At 64.2% G+C, this 22,123-nt stretch carries 22 protein-coding genes and 1 pseudogene; 15 read left to right on the top strand and 8 right to left on the bottom strand.

From position 1 onward, the window contains the following. Positions 1-26 precede the first annotated feature (26 nt). The 3 genes from Q5H89_RS15460 to Q5H89_RS15450 form a co-directional block, all read right to left on the bottom strand. On the bottom strand, positions 27-788 hold the full coding sequence (locus Q5H89_RS15460; protein WP_305020246.1) for a prolipoprotein diacylglyceryl transferase: 762 nt from the start codon (positions 786-788) through the stop codon (positions 27-29). Positions 789-817: 29 nt separating this feature from the next. After that, positions 818-1,042 (bottom strand): hypothetical protein, encoded by a 225-nt coding sequence (locus Q5H89_RS15455; RefSeq protein ID WP_305020245.1) that lies wholly within the window; start codon positions 1,040-1,042, stop codon positions 818-820. Positions 1,043-1,251: 209 nt separating this feature from the next. Next, positions 1,252-2,250, bottom strand: coding sequence for an aldo/keto reductase (locus Q5H89_RS15450; RefSeq protein WP_305020244.1), 999 nt, complete (start codon positions 2,248-2,250; stop codon positions 1,252-1,254). A 366-nt stretch (positions 2,251-2,616) separates the two neighbouring features. Between Q5H89_RS15450 and Q5H89_RS15445 the strand changes: the two genes are divergently transcribed. The 4 genes from Q5H89_RS15445 (at position 2,617) to Q5H89_RS15430 (ending at position 5,360) form a co-directional block, all read left to right on the top strand. Further along, positions 2,617-3,099: a hypothetical protein gene (locus Q5H89_RS15445; RefSeq protein ID WP_305020243.1), complete on the top strand. Its 483-nt coding sequence runs from the start codon at positions 2,617-2,619 to the stop codon at positions 3,097-3,099. A gap of 99 nt (positions 3,100-3,198) precedes the next feature. After that, positions 3,199-3,885 (top strand): SCO family protein, encoded by a 687-nt coding sequence (locus Q5H89_RS15440; protein WP_305020242.1) that lies wholly within the window; start codon positions 3,199-3,201, stop codon positions 3,883-3,885. Between the two features lie 2 nt (positions 3,886-3,887). Beyond that, complete coding sequence (locus tag Q5H89_RS15435; RefSeq protein WP_305020241.1) at positions 3,888-4,319, top strand: c-type cytochrome; 432 nt, start codon at positions 3,888-3,890, stop codon at positions 4,317-4,319. A 42-nt stretch (positions 4,320-4,361) separates the two neighbouring features. Continuing rightward, a complete protein-coding gene (locus Q5H89_RS15430) occupies positions 4,362-5,360 on the top strand; it encodes an enhanced serine sensitivity protein SseB C-terminal domain-containing protein (RefSeq protein WP_305020240.1) in 999 nt (332 codons plus the stop codon). Positions 5,361-5,531: 171 nt separating this feature from the next. Here Q5H89_RS15430 and Q5H89_RS15425 read toward each other — a convergent pair whose 3' ends face one another. After that, positions 5,532-6,086, bottom strand: coding sequence for a DUF2062 domain-containing protein (locus Q5H89_RS15425; protein ID WP_305020239.1), 555 nt, complete (start codon positions 6,084-6,086; stop codon positions 5,532-5,534). 167 nt (positions 6,087-6,253) lie between these two features. On the opposite strand from Q5H89_RS15425, the gene Q5H89_RS15420 reads away from it, so the two are divergent. Together Q5H89_RS15420 and Q5H89_RS15415 are read left to right on the top strand one after the other, a co-directional pair. Beyond that, on the top strand, positions 6,254-7,168 hold the full coding sequence (locus Q5H89_RS15420) for a YihY/virulence factor BrkB family protein (protein ID WP_305020238.1): 915 nt from the start codon (positions 6,254-6,256) through the stop codon (positions 7,166-7,168). Between the two features lie 80 nt (positions 7,169-7,248). Then, on the top strand, positions 7,249-8,685 hold the full coding sequence (locus tag Q5H89_RS15415; RefSeq protein WP_305020237.1) for a DEAD/DEAH box helicase: 1,437 nt from the start codon (positions 7,249-7,251) through the stop codon (positions 8,683-8,685). Between the two features lie 90 nt (positions 8,686-8,775). On the opposite strand, the pseudogene Q5H89_RS23285 reads toward Q5H89_RS15415, so the two are convergent. The 3 genes and pseudogenes from Q5H89_RS23285 to Q5H89_RS15400 form a co-directional block, all read right to left on the bottom strand. Then, a pseudogene (locus tag Q5H89_RS23285) lies at positions 8,776-8,964 on the bottom strand (hypothetical protein); the annotation flags it as partial. Between the two features lie 192 nt (positions 8,965-9,156). Beyond that, positions 9,157-10,239, bottom strand: a complete 1,083-nt coding sequence (locus Q5H89_RS15405; RefSeq protein WP_305020236.1) for an SGNH/GDSL hydrolase family protein — start codon at positions 10,237-10,239, stop codon at positions 9,157-9,159. 15 nt (positions 10,240-10,254) lie between these two features. Then, positions 10,255-12,249: a sialate O-acetylesterase gene (locus tag Q5H89_RS15400; protein ID WP_305020235.1), complete on the bottom strand. Its 1,995-nt coding sequence runs from the start codon at positions 12,247-12,249 to the stop codon at positions 10,255-10,257. A 169-nt stretch (positions 12,250-12,418) separates the two neighbouring features. Here Q5H89_RS15400 and Q5H89_RS15395 point away from each other — a divergent pair, with 169 nt between their 5' ends. From Q5H89_RS15395 to Q5H89_RS15355, 9 genes are all read left to right on the top strand, one after another. After that, positions 12,419-13,720: a sugar MFS transporter gene (locus tag Q5H89_RS15395; RefSeq protein ID WP_305020234.1), complete on the top strand. Its 1,302-nt coding sequence runs from the start codon at positions 12,419-12,421 to the stop codon at positions 13,718-13,720. Between the two features lie 26 nt (positions 13,721-13,746). Beyond that, complete coding sequence (locus Q5H89_RS15390; protein WP_305020233.1) at positions 13,747-14,757, top strand: glycoside hydrolase family 43 protein; 1,011 nt, start codon at positions 13,747-13,749, stop codon at positions 14,755-14,757. Between the two features lie 32 nt (positions 14,758-14,789). After that, positions 14,790-15,158, top strand: a complete 369-nt coding sequence (locus Q5H89_RS15385) for a low molecular weight protein tyrosine phosphatase family protein (RefSeq protein WP_305020232.1) — start codon at positions 14,790-14,792, stop codon at positions 15,156-15,158. A gap of 27 nt (positions 15,159-15,185) precedes the next feature. Further along, positions 15,186-16,226, top strand: a complete 1,041-nt coding sequence (gene lpxD / locus Q5H89_RS15380; protein ID WP_305020231.1) for a UDP-3-O-(3-hydroxymyristoyl)glucosamine N-acyltransferase — start codon at positions 15,186-15,188, stop codon at positions 16,224-16,226. 129 nt (positions 16,227-16,355) lie between these two features. Further along, complete coding sequence (locus tag Q5H89_RS15375) at positions 16,356-17,753, top strand: bifunctional UDP-3-O-[3-hydroxymyristoyl] N-acetylglucosamine deacetylase/3-hydroxyacyl-ACP dehydratase (RefSeq protein WP_305020230.1); 1,398 nt, start codon at positions 16,356-16,358, stop codon at positions 17,751-17,753. A gap of 111 nt (positions 17,754-17,864) precedes the next feature. After that, complete coding sequence (gene lpxA / locus Q5H89_RS15370; protein ID WP_305020229.1) at positions 17,865-18,671, top strand: acyl-ACP--UDP-N-acetylglucosamine O-acyltransferase; 807 nt, start codon at positions 17,865-17,867, stop codon at positions 18,669-18,671. Continuing rightward, complete coding sequence (locus Q5H89_RS15365) at positions 18,671-19,297, top strand: ABC transporter ATP-binding protein (protein WP_305020228.1); 627 nt, start codon at positions 18,671-18,673, stop codon at positions 19,295-19,297. Before lpxA ends, Q5H89_RS15365 begins: the two co-directional genes overlap by 1 nt. 20 nt (positions 19,298-19,317) lie before the next feature. Then, entirely contained in the window at positions 19,318-19,878 is a 561-nt protein-coding gene (locus Q5H89_RS15360) for a Uma2 family endonuclease (RefSeq protein WP_305020227.1), read from the top strand. A 111-nt stretch (positions 19,879-19,989) separates the two neighbouring features. After that, positions 19,990-20,343, top strand: coding sequence for a hypothetical protein (locus Q5H89_RS15355; RefSeq protein ID WP_305020226.1), 354 nt, complete (start codon positions 19,990-19,992; stop codon positions 20,341-20,343). A 68-nt stretch (positions 20,344-20,411) separates the two neighbouring features. On the opposite strand, the gene Q5H89_RS15350 is transcribed toward Q5H89_RS15355, so the two are convergent. Continuing rightward, a complete protein-coding gene (locus Q5H89_RS15350) occupies positions 20,412-21,962 on the bottom strand; it encodes an aryl-sulfate sulfotransferase (protein WP_305020225.1) in 1,551 nt (516 codons plus the stop codon). Positions 21,963-22,123: the final 161 nt, after the last annotated feature.

Below are 22,123 nucleotides of genomic sequence, written 5' to 3'. Positions count from 1 at the left end.
TTAGAAATAAAAACTCAAGAAATTTATTACGCAAGGCGCTGCTTGTAATCGGCTGCCTTGCGCACCCACAGCCAAACATAATACCCTAGCCCCACTACGCAAGCCCACTGTATTGCCGTGAGGCCCAGGCCCGGCAGCGCCACTGTGGGCTTGAGAAACTCTATAAACAGGCGAAAGAGTAAATACCCGGCTAAAAATAGCTCGAAGCGGCGGCCGTTGGGCAGCGGCTGGCGGCGCTCCAGCAGCCAGAGCAGGCTAGCCAGCAGGACTAAAAACCCAATTTCGTACAAGTTGGTGGGGTGGCGCCGCACGCCGTCGCCAAAATTGATGCCCCAGGGCAGGCGCGTGGCGGTACCGAAGGTACCGTCTTCGAGGCCGCTGAAGTGGCAGCCGAGCCGGCCGATGGCTAGCCCCAGCGCGAGCGGATACACCATAAGGTCGCCGCTGCTGGTTTTTATACCCAAGTATTTTTTGGTCAGCTCCACCCCTAGCAGGCCGCCCAGAAAGCCGCCCACGATGGTTTTGTTAGTGGCGTAGTAGAGCCAGCCGCCGGGCGGGTGCAGGAGCAGTTCGGGGTGTTCGAGCAGGCCGAGCAGGCGCGAGCCTAGCAGTGCGCCGGCGGCGGCGCCCACGAATATCCACTGCCGGCCCTGGTCGCTGATGCGGTCCTGGGTGCGGGCGCGCAGGGCCGTGTAAAAGCGGTAGCCCAGCGAGTAGGCCAGCACCTCGCACAGCAGGTGCACGGGCAGGTGCAGCGGGCCCCAGGCCAGCTCAACGGGGTAGTGCATGGGGGCGAAGATGCGACTGGCGGCACAATCTACCGCACCCGCAGCACTTCGCTTCGCATTATCTCGGGCAGCATGTTGAGCTTGCTCTCTATCTGGTAGCCACTCTCGCTTACGCTGGTTATGCGCACCGTGAGGCGGGCATGACGAGGCATTGCGGGGTATTTCACAAAAACTGACGCCTCCGGGATAAGCTCGTAGGTGCACTCATCGAGCCACTTCACCGCGTAAGTTGTTTGCTGGGTGGAGTTACTCATTAATTCCGTCTGCCTTGTTGCAGTGCGGGTGATGAGCGTCGTCACCCCATTCGGGCTCGCCATTCGAAAGGTACCCGTATGCACGGTTTTGCACGCGGGCGGCGCGGCGGCAGGCAGCGCCGTGCTTACGGCCAGTGCTAGAAATAAAAGCTGGGTCATACTGCAAGACTACGAAACCACGGCGGCTCCGTAGCCTCGCAGCATCTACCCTAGCGGCCCACCATCCCCATCATGGCCTCGGGGTAGCGGGTGCCGGCGGCGGCGCCCAGCGGCAGCAGCTCATCTAGGTGGCGCCGCTCGTCGGCGCTGAGCTGCACATCGAGCGCGCCCACGTTTTCTTCGAGGTACTTCACGCGCTTGGTGCCGGGAATAGGCGCCAGGTCATCGCCCTGGGCCAGCACCCAGGCCAGGGCCAGCTGGCTGGCGGTTACGCCTTTGGCCTGGGCCAGGTCGCGCAGGTGGCTCACCAGCTTGAGGTTTTTGTTGAAATTCTCGCCCTGGAAGCGGGGCGAGTGGCGGCGGTAGTCGTCGGGGGCGAAATCCTCAAACTTCTGAATTTCGCCGGTGAGGAAGCCCCGACCCAGCGGCGAGTACGGCACCAGGCCGATGCCTTTTTCGCGCAGCAAGGGCAGAATTTCCACTTCCACGTCGCGGCTCCAGAGGCTGTACTCAGTTTGCAGGGCCGAAATGGGGTGCGTGGCGTAGGCGCGGGCAATAGTGTCGGGGCCGGCTTCGCTGAGGCCCAGAAAACGCACTTTGCCTTCTTCCACGAGGCGGCTCATGGCGCCCACGGTTTCCTCGATGGGCACGCCAGGGTCTACGCGGTGCTGGTAGTAGAGGTCAATGTGGTCGGTGCCCAGGCGCTTGAGGCTGCCCTCGGCCGACTGCCGCACGTACTCGGGCCGGCCGCTGATGCCGCGCTTGCTAGGGTCGTTGGGGTCGCGCACGATGCCGAACTTGGTAGCCAGCACTACCTTATTACGGCGGGTTTTGTCTTCGTTGAAAAAGCGGCCGAGCAGCTCCTCGTTGGTGTAGGGGCCATACATGTCGGCCGTGTCGAAGAACGTGACGCCCAGCTCCAGGGCGCGGGCCAGGGTGCGCAGGCTTTCGGCATCGTCGGGCTGGCCGTAGAAGTCGGACATGCCCATGCAGCCGAGGCCGAGGGCCGAAACCGTGAGGCCGGCGCGGCCAAGTTGGCGGGTTTGCATATGCGTGGAAAAGTTGGGGGTGAAAAGGGAAAGGTGGCTGATAAACCGCCTGGCGCGGGGTTTTGATTTTTTCGGGGTCTGGTTTCTGCCCGTTGCGGCCGCGCCTACCTGCCGCCCCGGGGCCCCGGGCATACGCTGCGGGCGGCCCGGGTGCCACCCCGGGAAGCCGCACATGCGTCCCGGTCTTCTGCGCTATAGCCTCGGTCTTCCGCACCTTCGCCCGGGTCCTGCGCACTGTTTGCTCAAACTACCGCACTGTTGCCGCGCTGCTCCGAATCCAGGTTTTACGTAGTTCCGTCCAAGTTTTAGCCAGCTGGCGGCTCGCCCTAGCTCGCCGCGCTTCCCGGCCCGCCGTACCTTTGCCGCATGAAAAAACTGCTGCTTTTGCCGCTGGGTGCGGCGTTTGGATTGCTAAGCCTGGCCCTGCCGGGCTGCAACAACCAGCCCACCACTACTACCGCTACCCCCGACGCTGCCTCGCCCGCCGCCCAGGCCCAGGTGCTCGATAGCGTCATAAACCATCACCACGAGCTGGCCATGAACCAGACCGAGCAGCTCTTTGCCCTGCGCGACCAGCTGACGAAGGCCAAAGTGCCCGCCAAGGCGCCCATTATGGCCAAAATGCAGGCCGCCGACCGCGCCATGATGACCTGGATGCACACCTACCAGCCCCCCGACAGCACGGCCCCCGCCCCCCAGCGCCTGGCCTACCTGCAAGACCAGCAAAAGCAGCTCACGGCCATCGAGCAGCAGCTGCGCACCGTCCTCGACTCGGCCCAGGCCACGCTAGGCCGGGCCACCCAGCCCAAGGCGGCGGCGCCCACTGCCCCGGCTCCCCAGCCCAAATAACCTGCCCGGCGGGCCCGCCTGCGGCGAACGCCGGGGCGCCCCGCGCGGTTTAGTAGCCAGGCCGGCTGCCGGCCGTTTCGTTGCCTTGTTTTGCGCGTTATGCTTTTAAAATATCTGCCCCTCGTGGGCTTGCTGGCCCTGGCCGGCTGCGGCACCAACACCCCGGCCAATGACACCGGCATTGCCGATGTGCACCTCGATAGCGAGGAAGCGACCTCGGCCACCCTGCCCTACCTCGGGGCCGAGGGCAAAAAGCCGGTGCCCGCCTTCAGCCTGCCCGACCAGGAGGGCAAGCTCGTGTCAAATAAAAGCCTGGCGGGCAAGGTCTACATCACCGATTTTTTCTTCGCCACCTGCCCCGGCATCTGCCCCAAAATGCAGAGTGAGCTGCTGAAAGTGTACAAGCAGTACGGCCAGGACCCCAACGTGGCGTTCCTGTCGTTCACCATCGACCCCGAGCACGATACCCAGCCCGTGCTGGCCGACTACGCCCGCCGGCTAGGGGTAGCGGCGCCGGGCAGCACCTGGCGCTTTTTGCGCACCCCCGACCGCCCCGCCGCCTATAAGCTGGCCAATAACTACCTGGCCGCCGCCCAAACCGACCTGAAGGCCCCTGGCGGCATTGCCCACAGCGGCGCGCTGGCCCTCGTAGATGACCAGGGCTACGTGCGCGGCACCTACGACGGCCTCAACCCCGAGCAGGTGGCCCTGCTGCTGCGCCAGCTGCCGGTGCTGCTAAACGAGGTGAATGGCCGCAAGGCCACCGCCGCCACTGCCGCCCACTAGATATGCGTTTTCCAACCGCCACCGCGCTTGTTTTGCTGGCTTTGCTAGGCCTGCCTTCGTGCTTCAGCAGTACCAAGCACCAGGGCGAGCGGCTGTATGTGCAGCACTGCGCGGGCTGCCACGGCGAGCAGGGCGAGGGCATTGGGCAGCTCGTGCCCCCGCTGGCGGGGTCCGATTACCTGGCCCAGCATTCCGGCCAGCTGGCCTGCATTGTGCGCTACGGCCTCAACGGCCCCATTGTGGTGAAGGGCGTGGCCTACAACCAGCTTATGCTGGGGGTGCAGGACACCACTACTCACCACCAGCTGTCGCCGGCGCAGGTCACCAATTTACTTAATTTTATTGAGGGGCACTGGGGCAACCACCCCGGGCCGGCCGGCGTGCGCACCATTGCCGGCACCGAGGCCGAGCTGCGGGCCTGTGCCCCGCGCTAGGCTACCTTTACCTTTGCTTACCACGCTAATCTTTCCAGTGCAATGGGTCTCTTCGACTTTCTAAAAAAACCTGAATCGGCGCCCGCCACCCCCGGTGCTCCCACCCCCGGCGCCACCCCGGCCGCTGCCAACGCCGCGCCCGCCCAGGAAGCGGCCCCCGCCAAAAGCGGCCCCCGCTACCAGGGCTCCAAGTACGTGGCCCCGGCCGAGCCTACGCCCCAAATTCCGCCCATGCCGCCCATGCCGGCCGGCTTGCAGGGCCAGGGCCCGCTAGCCCAGCCCGAGGCGCCCGAGTTTCCATTCGAGCCCCAGAACATTCTGGAGCACCTGCTGCTGCTAGCCCCTATCGACGAGAACGCCCGGCCGGCCTTCTACCAGGCGCTGCTGCAGGAGAATATCCTGATGGTGCTGGCACCCGACGACAACGTGGGCACCGGCGAAGTACAGCTTACCGAAGGCCAGCAGATTCAGCTGCAAGTATTGCAGGATGGCCGCCTGCCCATCTTCACTTCCGAGGCGCGCCTCAGCGATGGCGGCATGGATGCCAGCACCATTGCCTGGACGCCCATTCCGGGCCAGGCGTTTTTTGCCATGACCCAGGGCCAGGACTGCGTGCTGAACCCCTTTTCGCCGGCCGGCAAGCTGCTGCCCGCCGCCGAAATTCAGGCCCTGCTCATGGGCCAGCTTGGCCAGGGCGGCGGCCTGCCCGCCGATGCCCAGGTAACCCTGAGCGCCCCCGAGCTGCCCGAGGGCCTGGGCGAGTCGCTGGCCCGGTTTGGGGCCGATAATGCCGACATCCGCGCCATTTACGTGGCCCAGATGCAGCTGGCCGGCGACGACAGCCAGCCCCCGCGCCTGCTGCTGGGTTTCGACACCATCAGCCACGACCCCGACTTTATGCAGCAGCTCGGCCCTGCTCTCGAAGGCCGCACCGGCACGTTCCAGCACGTCGATTTGATGCTGCTCGACCTGACCTCGCAGGAGGGCGTAAACCCCTACTTCCAGCAGCCTGAGGTGCAGCCGATTTACACGGCTTCGTAGGCTGATTTTCGGCTAGCCGCTAACTGAACCAAGCACGTCCGTCCTGCTGAGCTTGCCCAAGCAGCTTGCTCGCACCGCCAGGGTTACTACTCCTAACGGTGCGGGCAAGCTGCTTGGGCAAGCTCAGCAGGACGGACGTTTTTTTATATGCTCTTTTAGTGCAGCCCGTCGTTAGGCCACCACTATTATCTCTTCGGCTTCCTCCTGGCGGGCAATGAAGCGCTTAAACAGCGGCCGCAGGCCAAAATACAGGGCTAGTACTACCGGCACGGCGGCCACGGCCCAAATCATGAGGGCACCCAGCTCGGCGCGCCACAGCAGGTGCAGCACGTGGCCCCAGCCGTCTACTTTCACCATTTGTTTGATTTGGGCCATGCTCAGGTGTGCTACCTCGCGGCCCTGGCCCAGCAGCGTGGCGCCCCAGCGCAAAAACGGCAGCAGCAGAATGAGTTGCACCGGGCTAAGCACGTGGCACACCAGCTGCATGGCCGCCACGTTGAGCTTGAGGCGCAAAGCCACGGCCGTGCTCACGAGGGTGGTAATGCCAAAGGTGGGCGCCAGCCCGAAGGCCACGCCCAGGCCCGCCGTGAGGGCCAGGCTGCCGGGGGCCAGCCCCGCCTTGAGCAAGCTCATGAAGGGGTCTATCAGGCGGCGCTGAATCCAGGTGCGGGGCGGGGGCTCGGGCACGGCCCGCACCCCGGTAGCAGAGATGGAAGTTATAGTCATGCGTAACTAGCCGCGGAAAATGCGTGTTAGTAGCGCACCCACTGCCGAGGGTAGCAGCGGGCCGGGCTACCCGGCGGCTGCCCCCTTGTACCCCGCCAGGCGCAAAATGTTGTCGGCCCGGCGTTAAGTTTCTCTTAGTGAAGGATTCTGCTTCCTCTTCTGCCCCCGTGCCCCATCGCTTTCCGTGGTGGGTCGAGTTCTGGCTCTTGCTGCGCCGCGCTGCCCGCGAGCTTGGTGCCAACGACCCCCTGCGGCTAGGGGCGGCCACGGCGTTTTTTACCTCGTTTGCGCTGCCGCCCATTCTCATTATTCTGGTGCAGCTGCTAGGGTCGGTGTATTCGGCGCGGGGCGCGCGGGCCATGCTGCTCACCAAGCTCGGCGAGGTGATTGGCAGCACCGCCACCGGCCTGGTGGCCCAAACCGTGCACAACGTGGCCCACGCGGGCCGCAACCGGCTCATCACCTGGCTGGGCTTCGCGTTTCTGGTGTTTATCGCCACTACGCTGTTTACCGTTATTCAGCACTCGCTCAACCAGTTGTGGCGCGTGCGGCCCCGGCGGCAGCTCAGCCAGGTATCGGTAGCTGCGCGCGAGCGCCTGCGCTCGGCAGGCGTGCTACTGGCCACGGCGGGGCTGTCGGTGCTGGCCTTTTCGGCCGATGCAGCCCTGGCCTTATTTGCCGATTTTGTATCCGATTTCGATGTCACCTTTGCCTTCTACGTGGTGTGGGTGCTCAATTTTGTGGTGAGCCTGCTCATTCTGGCGGTGTGGTGCGGCTTCGTATTCCGCACGCTCAGCGCGGCCAAAGTGCCCTGGCGGGCGGTGCGGCGCGGGGCGCTGCTCACGGCCGTGCTCATCGAGCTGGGCGAGCGGGTGCTGGGGCAGCTACTGGTGGGCCGCGACCTGGGGCCCATCTACGGGCCGGCCGCCAGCTCGGTACTGGTGCTGCTGTTTGTGTTTTACTCGGCCATGATTTTCTACTTCGGCGCGGCCTTTACCTGGGCCTACGCCCACCACGTGGGGCTCGATATCCGGCCCAAGAAAACGGCCGTGCGCTACCGCCTGGTGAATGTGGCGGAGTAAGTATAGGGGAAGCTTTCGCCTGCCAGTCGTGGAAAAGGCAAGCGGAAGCTTCCCCTACACGCCGGTCGTACCTTTGCCGGATGCAAGCTGACCCCGCCGCTCCGGCCTCGTTTTCCGATTTCAACCTCTCGCCCGAACTTTTGCAAGGTCTGGCCGAGCTGAATTTCACCCAGCCCACGCCCGTGCAGGCGCTGGTGCTGCAGCCCGCCCTCGACTTGCAGGATGTGGCCGGCCAGGCGCCCACCGGCTCGGGCAAAACTGCCGCCTACGGGCTAGCCATCCTGGCGCAGGTTGACCCTGGCGCCAAGGCCGTGCAGGCCATTGTGCTGGTGCCGGCCCGCGAGCTGGCGCTGCAAGTGCGCGACGCCCTCAAGAGCCTGGGCAAGTACCTGCCCGCCCCCGGCCTGCGCGTGGCCGCCCTCTACGGCGGCCATCCCATGCGCGATGAGGTGCAGACCTTGCAGCAAACGCCCCACGTGGTAGTGGCCACGCCCGGCCGCCTGCTCGACCACCTGGAGAAGCGCCACATCATTCCTAACCAATTGAAGGTATTGGTGTTGGATGAGGCCGACAAGCTGCTCGACTTGAAGTTTCAGGAGGAGATGGCCACCATCATCAGCCGCCTGCCGCGCCGCCGCCAAACGCTGCTGTTTTCGGCTACCATGCCCGACAAGGTGCTGGCCCTAGTGCGCGAGTACCTCACCCGCCCCCGCATGCTGACTGCCGCCGGCGGCCTCAACGGCGAAATTACCGGCGATGCCCTGCCCGCCTCGCTCACCCTGCGCGGCCACGTGCTCAATGCCGTGGAGGAAAAACCCGCCGCCCTTTACCACCTCTTGCAGCAGCCCGAAACGGGCCAGACGCTCATCTTCGCCAATACCCGCGACAAGGTGGAGGAGCTAGCCCAGTTTCTGCGCGGCCGGGGCGTGGCCGCCGAGGTGCTGCACGGCAAGCTGCCCCAGCCCGAGCGCGACAAGGCCCTGATGAAGCTGCGCAATAACTCGGCCCAGGCCCTGGTAGCTACCGATGTAGCGGCCCGCGGCATCGACGTGCCGGCCCTCGATACGGTTATTCAGTACGACCTGCCGCACGATGCCGAAACCTTCCAGCACCGCGCCGGCCGCACGGCCCGCGCCGGCGTGGCCGGCACTGCCCACCTGCTGGCCACCCCGCCCGAGCAGGCCCGCGTGCAGGCCTGGCCCAGCGCCCAGGGCGCGCAGTGGGCGCGCCTCAAGCCGGCACCGCTGCCGCCCGCCAACGCCGCCAGTAAGCTGCCGCGCCCCGAAACCGTGACGCTGCACGTGACGGCCGGCAAAAAGCACAAAGTGAGCGCCCACGACCTGGTTGGCGCCTTTGTCAAAGTGGGTGGCCTCGACCACCACACCGTGGGCCGCATCGAGGTATTCGACTTTTACTCTTACGTGGCCGTGCCGCGCAAGCAAGCCGCCGAGCTGCTGGAAAAGCTGAACGGCGCCAAAGTGAAGGGCGTGAAAGTGCGCGTGACGGAAGTGGCGTAGCGTAAGGCGCATAATTTCCTTGACAGTCAGGCGGCTGATATAGCGGTTTTCGGCGAGGTTGGCGGGCGCGTTCAGCACCTCGCGGGTCCAGTATTGCGCCTTCCAGGGCGAGGGCTGGTGCGTTTGCCTGAAGCCCCGGATTTTGTCGGCCCCGTACTAGGAGGCCCAGCCGTTGCCCATTTTGCCGGTTTGGGGCAGCCAGCAGCTCATGCCCCAGGGCCGCGTGATGGCCGGATACGTGTTGCCGTTCGAGAACTCGGGCTTCGCGTTGGTGCCCATCAGGGGGTTCACGAGGTCGGCGGGGCTAGCCGCCTGCGCAAAGACGTGCAATGGTGCCAGCAGCGCCAAACCAAGCAGCAAGGAGGGCAACTTACTCATTAGCAGAAATTTAACGAGCTGAATAGCCTCTTAACGCACGTTGCATTCGCCTGGCGGGGCCTGGCGGCTTATCAGCTAATGCCCACTTTGCTTTCACCAGTGCAGCGTCTGTCTTAAATAGGCCGTCAGCTCATTGCCAATCAGCGCCTGCTCGGCCAGGCTGGGGTGGGCGCCGCAACCGCTGGTGTAGCGGCGGGCGAAGAAAAACTTGTCGATATTCTGCTCGCCGCCGGCCTGGGCGGCCGCCACCACGCCCGTGAGGTAGCGCCGCAGCACGGCCGTGAGGCGGGCGTCGGCCATGGGGCTGGTGAGGCACACGAAGCGGGCGCGCGGGTAGTCGGCGCGCAGGGTTCTGAGAAAAGCCAAGTAAGCCCCGCAAAACTGCACCGAGTCCTGCACGCCGTCGTTCTGGCCCAGGCAGATGGTGACCACGTCGGGCTGGTAGCGGCGCACATCCCAGGGCCGGCCGCCCACGCGCAGGTCGATGGTGCCAAACTCCTGGGGCATCAGGTTGGGCTTATTGCAGCAGCTGTGTATCAGGCCAATACCCGACTCGGCGGTGAGCTGCCACTCGGCCCCCAGGGCGCGGGCGGTGCGCGGGCCGTAGGCCTGGTAGGCGTTGTGCTGGTCGTACCACTCGCCCTTGCCACAGGCAATTTCGGCCATATCGGCGCCGTAGCCGCAGGTAATCGAATTGCCGATAAACTCGATTTTGTGCGCCGGCCGGGCGGGAGGCGGCAGCAGCCGGGCGCAGGTCAGGCCCGCAAACTCGATGTACCCCTGCCCCGCTTCGGTGTCTTTGCAAATAACGAGCGTGTGGACGGTGTTGGGCAGGTTTTCGGCTACTACCAGCGTGGTGGCCGGGCCCGTGAGCTTGCGGCGCGACTGCTGGCCATCAAGCACTAGCTGCACGTAGTTCTGGCTCTTGCCGTTCAGCAGCTCATCGGCAAGCTGCACCGTGCACGAGGGGCCCTTAAAGCGCACCGTAATGTATACGCCCGGCGCCCAAAAGCGCGGCTTGCGGGCCTGGCCGAAATCGACGCGGCCCGTGTACTGAATATTCGGATTGTCGGCGGCAAAAAACCGGGGCGCGGGCGCCGCGTGGCTAGCCCCCCGCCCGGGCAGGCCAGCCAGCAAGGCAGCCAGCAGCAAGGTGGCGCTACTTACTATGCTCATCATTAATCAGGTAGCTTATTTTTTGCCAGCCGTAACGCCCGGCCAGGTATCGGTGCGGAAGGGCAGGGCCGGCAGGCCTTCCTTATTGATGAGGTTGCCGTTGGGGTTGTCGGCCCAGTCGTAGCGCACGGCCACGGGCTGCGGCACATCGGGGCTTTGCACCGCTACCTCGCTGCCCACCACCCTGGCCGTGGCCCAGTGAAAAACATGGTCGGCGCCCGCCACGGCAAAGCCCTGCAAAGCTGCGCCGCCTTTCGCGGCCAGCCCGGCGCCTGGCTGCCCGAATTTCAGCCGAATACCCGAGCCGGCCGGGCTCATGCCGGCATAAGCAGGGCCGCTGTAAACCAGCTTGTTATCGCCGTAGGCCACGTGCCCGGCGGCCAGGGCCAGGCGGCGGCCCACCTCCTGCTTGTTGTGGGGGTGAATGTCGGCGGCCTCGCCAATGTCGATGGCGGTGGCTAGCCCGGTGTGCGGCACCTGCAAGGCCAGGGCCTGCGCCTCGCGCAGCTCAGCCCAGGCCGACTCCGTGGGCGCGGGCCGGGCGGCCATGTAGCCCGCCAGCTGCACCAACAGAAAAGGCAGCTCGGGCTGGCCAAAGCAACGGCGCCAGTCGGCAATGAGCGCCGGGAACAGCGTGCGATACTGCTCGGCACGGTCGGCATTGCTCTCGCCCTGATACCATATAACGCCTTTAAGAGCAAGTGGTTGAAGCGGCGCAATCATCCCGTTGTAGAGCGTGGTGGGCGCGTGCTCGGCCCCGCCGGGCGCGGGCGCCACGGGCTGGTCTTGCGGCAGCAGGCCCACCTGGTACTGCCAGGGGCCGGCCAGCGGCAGCGATTGGCCAGCCCCGCGCAAAGCCAGCTCGGTGGGCTCGCCGGTGATGCCGCCCCCGCCGCCGGTATCCACCACGCGCACGGCAATAACGTTGCGGCCCGGCCGCAGCAGCCCGGCGGGTACCGGGTAGCTGCGCGGGCGGTCGTAGCCGCTGGCGTAGCCCACGCGCACCCCATTTACATAGGTGCTGTCGGCGTCGTCAATCTTGCCCAGCGCCAGCGTAAGGGGCTGGCCGGCCAGGCGGGCGGGCAGGTCAATTTCCTTCCGAAACCACACCACGCCGTCGTAGGTGGCCAGCCCCGGCGTGGCCTCCCAGCTACCGGGCACCGGCATGGTAGGCCAGGCGCGGGCGTCGAAGTCGGGCGCGGCCCAGGTGCGGCCGCCGGGCAGGTACCCTTTGTCGTACTGCCGGATGTTGCGCAGCAGCTCGCGCTGCCTGGCTTCGTAGGCCCGCTGGTCGTCGCTCAGGTTGGTGGTTTTGCCGGCGAAGCCGGCCACCTGCGCCCCAAACTCGGGAAAGGCGGCCAGCCCCTCGGCGCTAACCCAGCTCTCGGCGGGCGTGCCGCCCCAACTGCTCACGAGCAGGCCTAGCGGCACCCGGTATTTTTTGTATAAGTCGCGGCCAAAAAAGTACGCCACGGCCGAACACTGCGCCACCGTGGCCGGGCTGCACACCTGCCAGCCGCTGCCCGCTACCTCGGCCTGCGGGCGGTAGGCCACGGTTTGGCTCACGGTAAAGAAGCGGATAGCGGGCCAGCTGGCAGCCGCAATTTCCTGGTCGGCCTGCTGCACCGGCTGGTAGCCGCCGGGGTGGTCCTTCACCGGCATCTGCATGTTCGACTGGCCCGAGGCCAGCCACACGTCGCCCACCAATACATCGGCCAAGTCAATGGTATTCTGGCCTTTAACAGTGAGCACATACGGCCCGCCGGCCGGCGTGGCGGGCAGCGTAGCCTGCCAGCGGCCGCTGGCATCGGGTGGGCTAGCCACGTAGGTTTTACCCCGAAACGTGACGCTGACCTGCTCGCCCGGCGCGGCCCAGCCCCACACGGGCACCGGCCGCCCGCGTTGCAGCACCATGTGCGAGCCCACCAGCGCCGGCAGGCGCACGGTGGCGTGGGCGAGCGGCGCAGCCAGCAGCAGGCTAGCGGCAATCGGCAATTTTTTGGAAAACATAGCGAGGGTGGGCAAAGAACGAAGGCTGCGAAGGTCGGGCCGGCGGTCGAAATTACGCAGCCGTTTTTTCGGCGAATATCACTGCTAAAACGTTTTTTTCAACCACTAAGCGTCATGTCTGTGGCTACGGCTAATATCTTCGGGGCATATTCCTCCTTTTCCCGCCCACATGGCTGCTCCCCTTATCTCTTCGCCGGCCGCGGCCAGCGGCCCGGCCTTATCGGCCGGCCCGGCCCCGCGCTACACTTCGGCCCTCAGCGCCGTCACTACGCTCTTCTTTTTGTGGGGCTTCATCACGTCGCTGAACGACATCCTCATCCCGTACCTGAAAGCTATTTTTCAGCTCAGCTACACCCAGGCCAACCTCATCAACCTGTGCTTTTTCGGGGCGTATTTTCTAATGAGTATTCCGGCCGGGCTCCTGGTAGAGAAAGTAGGCTACAAGCGCGGCATGTTATTAGGCTTTGGCGTGGCGGCACTAGGGGCATTCCTATTTTACCCGGCTGCCGACCAGCGTTCCTACGGCTTGTTTTTAGGCGCGCTGTTCGTGCTGGCCTCGGGCATCACGCTGCTGCAAGTGGCGGCCAACCCCTACGTGGCTATTCTGGGGCCGCCGCAGTCGGCCTCGGCGCGGCTCACGCTCACGCAGGCCTTCAACTCGGTGGGCACCACGCTTGGGCCGGTGCTGGGCAGCGTGTTTTTGCTGAGCCGCCTGCCTAAGCTCACGGATGCCACTTCGGCCGCCAGCATTGATGTGCGCGCCGTGCAGCTCCCCTACCTGGTTATCGGGGGTATGCTACTACTTATTAGCTTGATGCTGAGCCAGGTAAAACTTCCTCAGATAACACCTACCGAAAGCGACACTTCGGCCAGCACCCGTACCAGCGCCTGGCAATATCGGCACCTCTTGCTAGGGGTGCTGGGCATCTTCACCTACGTGGGGGCCGAGGTAGCCATTGGCTCACACTTAGTTAGCTATTTTGCCCTCCCCTCGGTGATGAGCATGGAGCCGGTGGAAGCCGGTAAAATGGTGGGCTTTTACTGGGGTGGTGCTATGGTCGGCCGCTTCGCTGGCGCGTACCTACTCAATAAATTCTCGCCGGGCAAAGCGCTGGCCTTCACCGCGCTAGGAGCCATCCTTCTCGTTGCTATCTCGGTGGGTGCCACGGGCTCGGTAGCCATGTGGAGCGTGCTGGCCGTGGGCCTGATGAACTCCATTATGTACCCTACCATCTTCACGCTGGCGGTGGCCGGGCTGGGCCGCCACACCGAGCAGGCCTCGGGGCTGCTGTGCACAGCCATCGTGGGCGGGGCCGTGGTGCCGGTGCTTTTCGGCGCCATTGCCGACGGGCCGGGTCTGCGCTGGGCCTTTGTGCTGCCGGTGCTCTGCTACGCCTACATCGGCTGGTATGGCCTGCGCGGCAGCCGCCAGGAAGCGGCCGTTGTTACGCCTCCCATCGCCTTCACCTAAGCCCTGGCTAGCCCAGCTTTTCGCTTATGCTTCTGAAAAAAGCCCTGCTTACCCTAGCCGGTGGGCTAGCCTGCCAGGTAGCCCTGGCCCAACAGCCGGCCGCCCGCGCCGGCAACCCCGTTTTTCCGGGCTGGTACGCCGACCCCGAGGCGGCGATTTTTGGCTCGCAGTACTGGATTTACCCCACGTACTCGGTCCCGTTCGACCAGCAGGTGTACCTCGATGCCTTCTCTTCGCCCGACCTTGTGCACTGGACCAAGCACCCGCGCATCATCGACACGGCGGCCGTGAAGTGGGCGCACCGCGCCATGTGGGCGCCCGCCATCGTGGCCAAAGGCGGCAAGTACTACCTGTTTTTCGGGGCCAACGACTACCACCCCGAGAAGCCCAACGAGCCGCCGGGCGGCATTGGCGTAGCCGTGGCCGACAAGCCGGAAGGGCCCTTTAAGGACCTGCTCGGGCACCCGCTGGTGGGCACCATAGAAAACGGCGCGCAGCCCATCGACCAGTTTGTGTTTAAGGACGCCGACGGCAAGTATTACCTTATTTACGGCGGCTGGCAGCATTGCAACATCGCCCGGCTCAAGGACGATTTTACGGGCTTCCTGCCCTTCCCCGATGGCAAGGTGTTCAAGTCGATTACCCCCGACAAGTATGTAGAAGGGCCGCTGATGTTTCGGCGCCAGGGCAAGTACTACTTTATGTGGAGCGAGGGCGGCTGGACCGGCCCCGACTACTCGGTGGCCTACGCCGTGGGCGACTCGCCCTTTGGCCCGTTTCGGCGCGAGGGCAAAATCTTGCAGCAGGACTTGAAGGTGGGTACCGGTGCGGGGCACCACGCCGTTATCAACGTGCCGGGTACCGACCGCTGGTACATCGTGTACCACCGCCACCCGCTCGGCGACCCCAACGGCAACCACCGCCAGGTGTGCATCGACGAAATGCATTTCGATAAGCAAGGCCACATTCTGCCCGTCAAAATCACCAATCAGGGCGTAAGTGCTCAGCCGCTTAAGGCCACGGCAGCTCGCCGCTAGGCCTGTTAGCTTTCCCTTAGCCACCATTTCCTTTGCCCGAAATTCCCGCGCCCCTCCCCCGCCAGCTGCTGTTCATTTGCAGCCAGAACCGCTGGCGCAGCCTCACGGCCGAAGGGCTTTTTGCCAACCACGCGCACCTGCTAGCCCGCTCGGCGGGCACCGAGCCGGGGGCCCGGGTGCGCGTGGCGGCCGGCCACCTGGGCTGGGCCGACGTCATTTTTGTGATGGAGAAAAAGCACGCCGACCGCCTGCGCGCCAAGTTTGGCCCCGCGCTGGCGGGCAAGCCGGTCGTGAACCTGCGCATTCCCGACGACTACCGCTTTGAGGACCCCGCGCTGGTGGCGCTGCTGCACGCGCGGCTAGCCGCCTATTTTGGCCAGCCGCTGGCCGCCATCCGGTAAGCGCCCGGCCCGTACTTTTGCCGCCCTATGAAGTTCACCGTTGGTCAGATTGCCCAGGTGGTGGGCGGCGCCGTGGAAGGCGACGCCGACGCCACCGTTTCGAGCCTGGCAAAGATTGAAGAAGCCGGGCCCGGCGCGCTCGCGTTTTTGGCAAATGCCAAGTACGAGCAGTTTTTATACACCACCCGCGCTACGGCCGTGATTGTCAGCCCCGAACTGCCGCTGCGCCAGGCGGTGGCCGCCAGCCTCATTCGGGTGGCCGACCCCTACTCGGCTTTCACCAAGCTGCTCGAATTTTATGCCCAGGCCACGCGCATGGGCAAGCGCGGCGTGGAGCAGCCCAGCTTCCTGGCCGAAAGCGCGACCATCGGGCCGGGCCACTACCGCGGCGCTTTCTCCTACGTGGGCGAAAATTGCGTTATCGGCGAAAACGTGCTCATTTTTCCGCACGCCTACATCGGCGACCGGGTGCGCATCGGGGCCAATTCAATCATCCACGCCGGGGCCAAGATTTACGCCGACACCGTTATTGGTGAGCGCTGCGTTATCAAGGCCGGCGCCGTGGTGGGCACCGATGGCTTCGGCTTCGCGCCCCAGCCCGACGGCTCGTACCGGGCCATTCCGCAGATTGGCAACGTGGTGCTCGAAGACGACGTGAGCATCGGGGCCAATGCCACCGTGGACTGCGCCACGATGGGCAGCACGCTCATTCGCCGGGGCACCAAAATCGACAATCTGGTGCAGATTGCTCACAACGTGGAAGTGGGCCAGCACACCGTTATCGCCGCCCAAACCGGCATTTCGGGCTCGGCCAAGGTGGGCGACTACTGCGTGCTGGCGGGCCAGGTGGGCATTGTGGGCCACATTGCCCTAGCCAACCGCACCACCATCACGGCCCAGAGCGGCGTGCAAAAATCAACCAAGGAAGAAGGCCAGGTACTGCAAGGCTATCCCGCCTTCGGCCTCAAGGAAAACCAGCGGGCCACGGCCGTGTACCGGCGCCTGCCCGAGCTGGAGCGCCGCCTCGTGGCCCTCGAAAAAAGCCAGTCAGCGCCGGATAAGTCTTAGCTTTGTAGCCGGTTCGTTTTTCGCTGCTTGTTTTTCGTTTTTCGTTGCCTGAAATACGCTTTTATAAGTGGCTGATTCAGTACCAACGAGAGGCGAAAAACGAAAAACGAAAAACGAAAAACGACCAATATGAACGACAAGCAACACACCATTAAGGCCCCCGTAACGGTGCGGGGCATCGGGCTGCACACCGGCGCAGAGGCGACCATGACCTTCTGCCCCGCGCCGGTGGGCCACGGCTACAAGTTTCAGCGCGTCGATTTGCCCGGCCAGCCCCTTGTGGATGCCGACGTCGACAACGTGGTAGACCTCTCGCGCGGCACCACCATTGAGCAAAACGGCGCCCGCATCAACACCGTGGAGCACACGCTGGCTGCCCTGGTAGGCTTGCAGCTCGACAACGTGCTCATTCAGCTCAGCGGCCCCGAGCCGCCCATCATGGATGGCTCCTCGGCCGAGTTTATCAAGGCCCTCAACGAGGTGGGCTTTGAGGAGCAGAACGCGCTGCGCAACTACTACGAGATTCCGGACACTATCCGCTACGTGGACAATGCGCGCGGCGTGGAGATTGCGGCCCTGCCGCTGGCCGACTACCGCCTCACGGTGATGGTGGACTACAACTCGCCGGTGCTGGGCTCGCAGCACGCCACGCTTACGGATATCAAGCAGTTTAGCGACGAGATTTCGTCGTCGCGCACGTTCTGCTTTTTGCACGAGCTGGAGTACCTCTACAAGTCGAACCTCATTAAGGGTGGCGATTTGAGCAACGCCATCGTGGTGGTAGACCGCGCCGTGAGCGAGGACGAGCTTGACGAGCTGGCCGCCATGCTGGGCAAACCCAAGGTGTCGGTAAAAAAGGAGGGCATCCTCAACAACGTGGACCTGCGCCACAAAAACGAGCCCGCCCGCCACAAGCTGCTCGACCTCGTGGGCGACCTCGCCCTGGTGGGCCGGCCGCTGAAAGGCCAGATTCTGGCCGCCCGCCCCGGCCACGCCGCCAACGTGGCCTTCGCCAAGCGCATCAAAAAGAAGATGCTCGAAGACCGCACCAGCGCCGTGCCGGTGTATGACCCTAGCCGCGAGCCGGTGATGGACATCAACCGCATTATGCAGGTGCTGCCCCACCGCTACCCCTTCCTGCTGCTCGACAAGGTGATTCACCTCGACGCGCAGATGGTGACGGCCGTAAAAAACATTACCATGAACGAGCCCTTTTTCCAGGGCCACTTCCCCGGCAACCCCGTGATGCCCGGCGTGTTGCAGATTGAGGCCATGGCCCAGACCGGCGGCATCCTGGTGATGAACACCGTGCCCGACCCCGAGAACTATTGGCAGTATTTCCTGGGTATTGAGAATGCGCGCTTCCGCAAGAAGGTGCTGCCCGGCGATACCGTCGTGTTTCACTGCGTGCTCACGGCGCCCATCAAGCGCGGCATTGCCAAGATGAAAGGCCAGGCCTTCGTGAACGGCAAGGTGGTGTGCGACGCCGAGATGAGCGCCGCCATCGTGCGCAAAGACAACGTTTAGTTTAATTATGAATTATAAATTATGAATTATGAGCCGGCCCAATACCTGCGGCTATCGTGCTCATTATCACATAATTCACAAATCGTAATTCATAGCTCATAATTCTAAAAAATGATTTCTCCCCTCGCCCATATCCACCCTGCCGCCCGGCTAGCCCCGGGAGTTACCGTCGAACCGTTCACTACCATTTACGGCGATGTGGAAATTGGCGAAAATACCTGGATTGGGCCCAACGTGACCATCATGGACGGGGCGCGCATCGGGGCCAACTGCCAGATTTTTCCGGGCGCGGTGGTGTCGGGCGTGCCGCAGGATTTGAAGTTTGCCGGCGAGGTAACCACGGCCCACATCGGCGACTACACCGTGCTGCGCGAGTGCGTGACCGTGAACCGCGGCACCGTGGACCGCGGCCGCACGGTGGTGGGTAGCCACTGCCTGCTGCAAGCCTACGTGCACATTGCCCACGACTGCCTGGTGGGCAACCACTGCGTGATTTCGAACGCCACCCAGATGGCCGGCCACGTGCAGGTGGGCGACTGGGCCATTATCGGCGGCACCACGGCCATTCATCAGTTTACCAACATCGGGGCGCACGCCTTTATCGCCGGGGGCTCGCTGGTGCGCAAGGACGTGCCGCCCTTCGTGAAGGCCGCCCGCGAGCCGCTCACCTACGCCGGCGTCAACTCGGTGGGGCTGCGCCGCCGCGGCTTTACGGAAGAGCAGGTTAACGGCATTCATGAGATGTACCGCACGCTGTACCTCAGCGGCTTACCCATGACGGAGTCGCTGAGCCGCATCGAAGTAGAGCTGCCGCCCTCGCCCGAGCGCGACGAGATAACGCAGTTTGTGCGCTCGGCCGCCCGGGGCATCATCAAAGGGCCTAGCCGCGGCAGCTCGGCCGAGGATAGCGCCGACTAATGCGGCTCGATGCCCAAAACCTGGGCCGCCGCTACGGCCGGCAGTGGGTTTTTCGCGGGTTGAGCCATGCCTTCGAGCCCGGCTCGGCCACGGCCATTCTGGGGCCCAATGGCGCGGGCAAAAGCACGCTGCTCAGCATACTGGCGGGCCAGCTGCTGCCGAGCGAGGGCACGGTGCGCTATGAGTCGGCCCCCGGCGGCAAGGCGCTGCCCGTGGCCGAGGTGCCGCGCCTGCTAGCCTACTGTGCGCCTTATCTGGAGCTACCCGAAGACTTCACGCTGCTGGAGCTGCTGGCTTTTCACACCAGGCTCAAGCCGTTGCGGCCGGGGGTGTCAATCACCGATTTGCTGGAAATCATGTACTTGCACAAGGCGCGGCACCAGGCGGTACGCACGTTTTCGTCGGGCATGAAGCAGCGCCTTAAGCTGGGGCTGGCCCTCTACGCGGCCACCCCGCTGCTGCTGCTCGACGAGCCTACCACCAACCTCGACGCCCAGGGCGCGGCCTGGTACCTGGAGCACGTGGCCAGGGTGCGCGACCCTAGCCGGCTGGTGGTGGTTTCGTCCAACGTGCCGGCCGAGTACGGCTTTTGCGACGCCCAGGTGCGCATCACCGATTTTCAATAGCTAGTAAAAGTATTTTTTCTATGCTTAGCCACGCGGAAAAAGCGTATTTGGCGGCCGAGCGGCTAGCCCCCGGCCGCAGCGAATACCTCGATGGCCGGGTGTTTCCGCTGCCCGAGCCCACGCCCGAGCACCTGCTTATTGCCGAAAACACGGCCCTGCTGCTGGCCGGCCAGGTACAGGGCCGCGACTGGACGGTGCTGGGCAGCGCCACCCGCGTGCACGCGCTGGGGGCCGGCCTGTTCTCTTACCCCGACGTGGCGCTTGTCTGCGGCAATGTGCTGCGGCTAGCCGATGAATACCGCGATACGCTGCTGAATCCCACGGTCTTATTCAAGGTGCTGCCGCACCCCATGCCGGCGCATTTTCAGGAGCTATTTGAGGCTTACTACGCCATTCCGACGGTGCAGCACGTGGTGCTGCTAACGGAGTTTGCGGCGCGCGTGTCGCTGGGCTCGCGCAACGAGGAAGGGAATTTGGACGTGTCGGGCTTTACGGGGCTGGATGCCGTGCTGACGATTCCGGATGTGGAGGTGACGCTGCCGCTGGCCGACCTCTACCAAGGCGTGGCGCTGCGGGCCTAGCTGTTTATTTTCGGCCCGAGCAGGCACGGTAGCCAACCCATTTCGGCCCCGCCCGTATCTTCGCTCTACGTTCCAAAACCCATTCAATTACTCTCTACTGCCCTTTTTGCTATGCGACAGTACGATAACCTGGACGACGACGACCTCGCCGACGACGATAACCTCGACGCCTTTGCCAGCACCGGCGGCGCCAAAACCAAGGGCTCCAGCGAGGACCAGCTCTCGGCCAAATACGCCGACTACCTGATGTGGCGCGATACGGGCTCCTCGCACGACGAGGCGCTCGACCTCGCCTCCATGACCGAAGACGAGTTTGAGACGGCCGAAGCCGCCGAAGACCCCGATGGCGCCAGTGGCCTGGCCCCGCTCGAAGATGACGACGACCTCGATGCCGATGACGACGATGACTTCGGCGGCAGCTCGCGCGGCCGGGGCCGCGGCGACGACTACGACAGCGACTACTAGGCGCTGCCACTACTTACGACCCCGAAAAAGGAGGAGCTGCCAGCGCAGCTCCTCCTTTTTTGCTTCACTCAGGGGTAAATGCTTTCGCGCTGGGCGCGGTGAAAAGCAAAGCCATTGGCGGGGGTTAACTGCATCTCAAACAGCACCTGCTTGCTGGCGTAGTCCAGCTCGATGATTTTGCCGCCCTGGCCGGTTGCGTTAGGCACCTGGTAGCCCGGGCAGAACAGGAGGTGGTTGACGGCCGGCAGGTACTGCACCCGCGACACGATGGCCGAGAACGTGTCGTCGCCGCGCTCCTTGCCGTAGGTCCAGATTTGCTGCACCGTGCGGGCCGCCGGGTCGAGGCGGTACACCACCGCCCGGCTGTAGTGCGTGGGCGCGTTGCGGATAAAATTGCGGTTGGTGCCGTTGTCAAACAGCAGCAGGTCGCCGCTGGGCATCAGCTGCACCGAGTGCTGGTACCAGTTCCACTCAAAGTCCGGGGCGTTGGCCGAGCCGTTGACCACGGCCGTATCGGCAATGGCCTGGCCGCCCGCGTCGAGTGGCGTCAGGAGCAGCTGCTTCAGGTCCTGGCCCTGGTGGTTGGGGCCCCAGCCGCGGTGCGGGGCCAGCAGCCACTGCACGTGGTTGTCGTAGGTCAGCTTCACCACGCCCTGGTAGCGGCCCGACACGATGATGGTATTATCGGAGGGGTCGTAGAGCACGGCGTTGGCGTGGAGCCAGTCTACGGGGTCCGCCTCCAGGGCGTGGCGGTTTTCGTTGAGGCTCTGCTTGAGGTCCCATTCCTGCACCACGCGGTTGGCGTGGCGGTTTATTTCAATTACGTAGTCCTCGTCGGTGGCCGTGCCGTCGGGGTGGGTGCTGCCGGTTTTGTTCGCCGTCACCAGGAAATTACCGTCGGGCTTCTCGTACAGCTCGTGGTGAAAGGTGTAGCCCGCCATGTTCCAGCGGTTGATGATGGTGCCGTACACATCGACCTCGAACAGCTGGCTGGTCGTCTTATCACCAAAGCAAAAGTTGCCATTGCGCAGCCGGCTGATGCCACAATCGTAGGAAAGCTGCTCAAGCTCCGGCAGGCTGCGGTAATCGAGCAGCCAGCGCACCTCGCCGTAATTATCCACGATGAGGGGCATTTGTGGGTTGGAAGCGCTGAAATTGCTCACCAGGGTAAAATCGCCGCCCAGCGGGCCGCCCGTCGGCGCCGTCGTAACGAGGCTAGCCGGCATATCGGGCGGCAGCGCGGCAGTTTGAATAAGGAGAGCCGTATCGGCCAGCACCGCGCCGCCAGGGTCTACCAGCTGCACCGTCACGTTGTTGGCATAGTTGGGGTACAGGCCCAGCACGGGCACCGTGTGCATGGTACCTTCGTCGGCAAACTGCTGCGTGAGGTCGGAGGCCGCGCCGTGGCGGCCGTGCACCACCAGCCGCAGCCGCCCGCTCTGGCGCGAGGTAAGGCTGAGCCGGGCCGTGAGCGGCGCGTAGCCCGAGGGGTTGAGCGTAAGCGACCCGGCCCCGAAAGAAAGGTGCAGCGTTTCGACGGGGGCCGGCGCGGGCGCGGCTTCCCTGTGGCAACTGGCCAGCGCTAGCAAGCCCAACGCTAAAGCGTATGTAATTTTCATGAAATCAACATTTTGTGAATTTCTTAACCTTTGGATTGCAAGTCAAACGCCGGGTTTAATGCACGCAAAAAAGCCCTAGCTGCCGGGCAGCTAGGGCTGGACTATTAGCTAGGCCTTATAGTGCTCACCCCAACCGAGTTGGCGACGGGTGGGCGGCCAAA

This window comes from Hymenobacter cheonanensis, from assembly GCF_030581075.1.
Lineage (GTDB): Bacteria > Bacteroidota > Bacteroidia > Cytophagales > Hymenobacteraceae > Hymenobacter.
The sequence above is the reverse complement of the archived record's forward strand: the minus strand, read 5'-3'. Positions and strand labels throughout refer to the sequence as shown.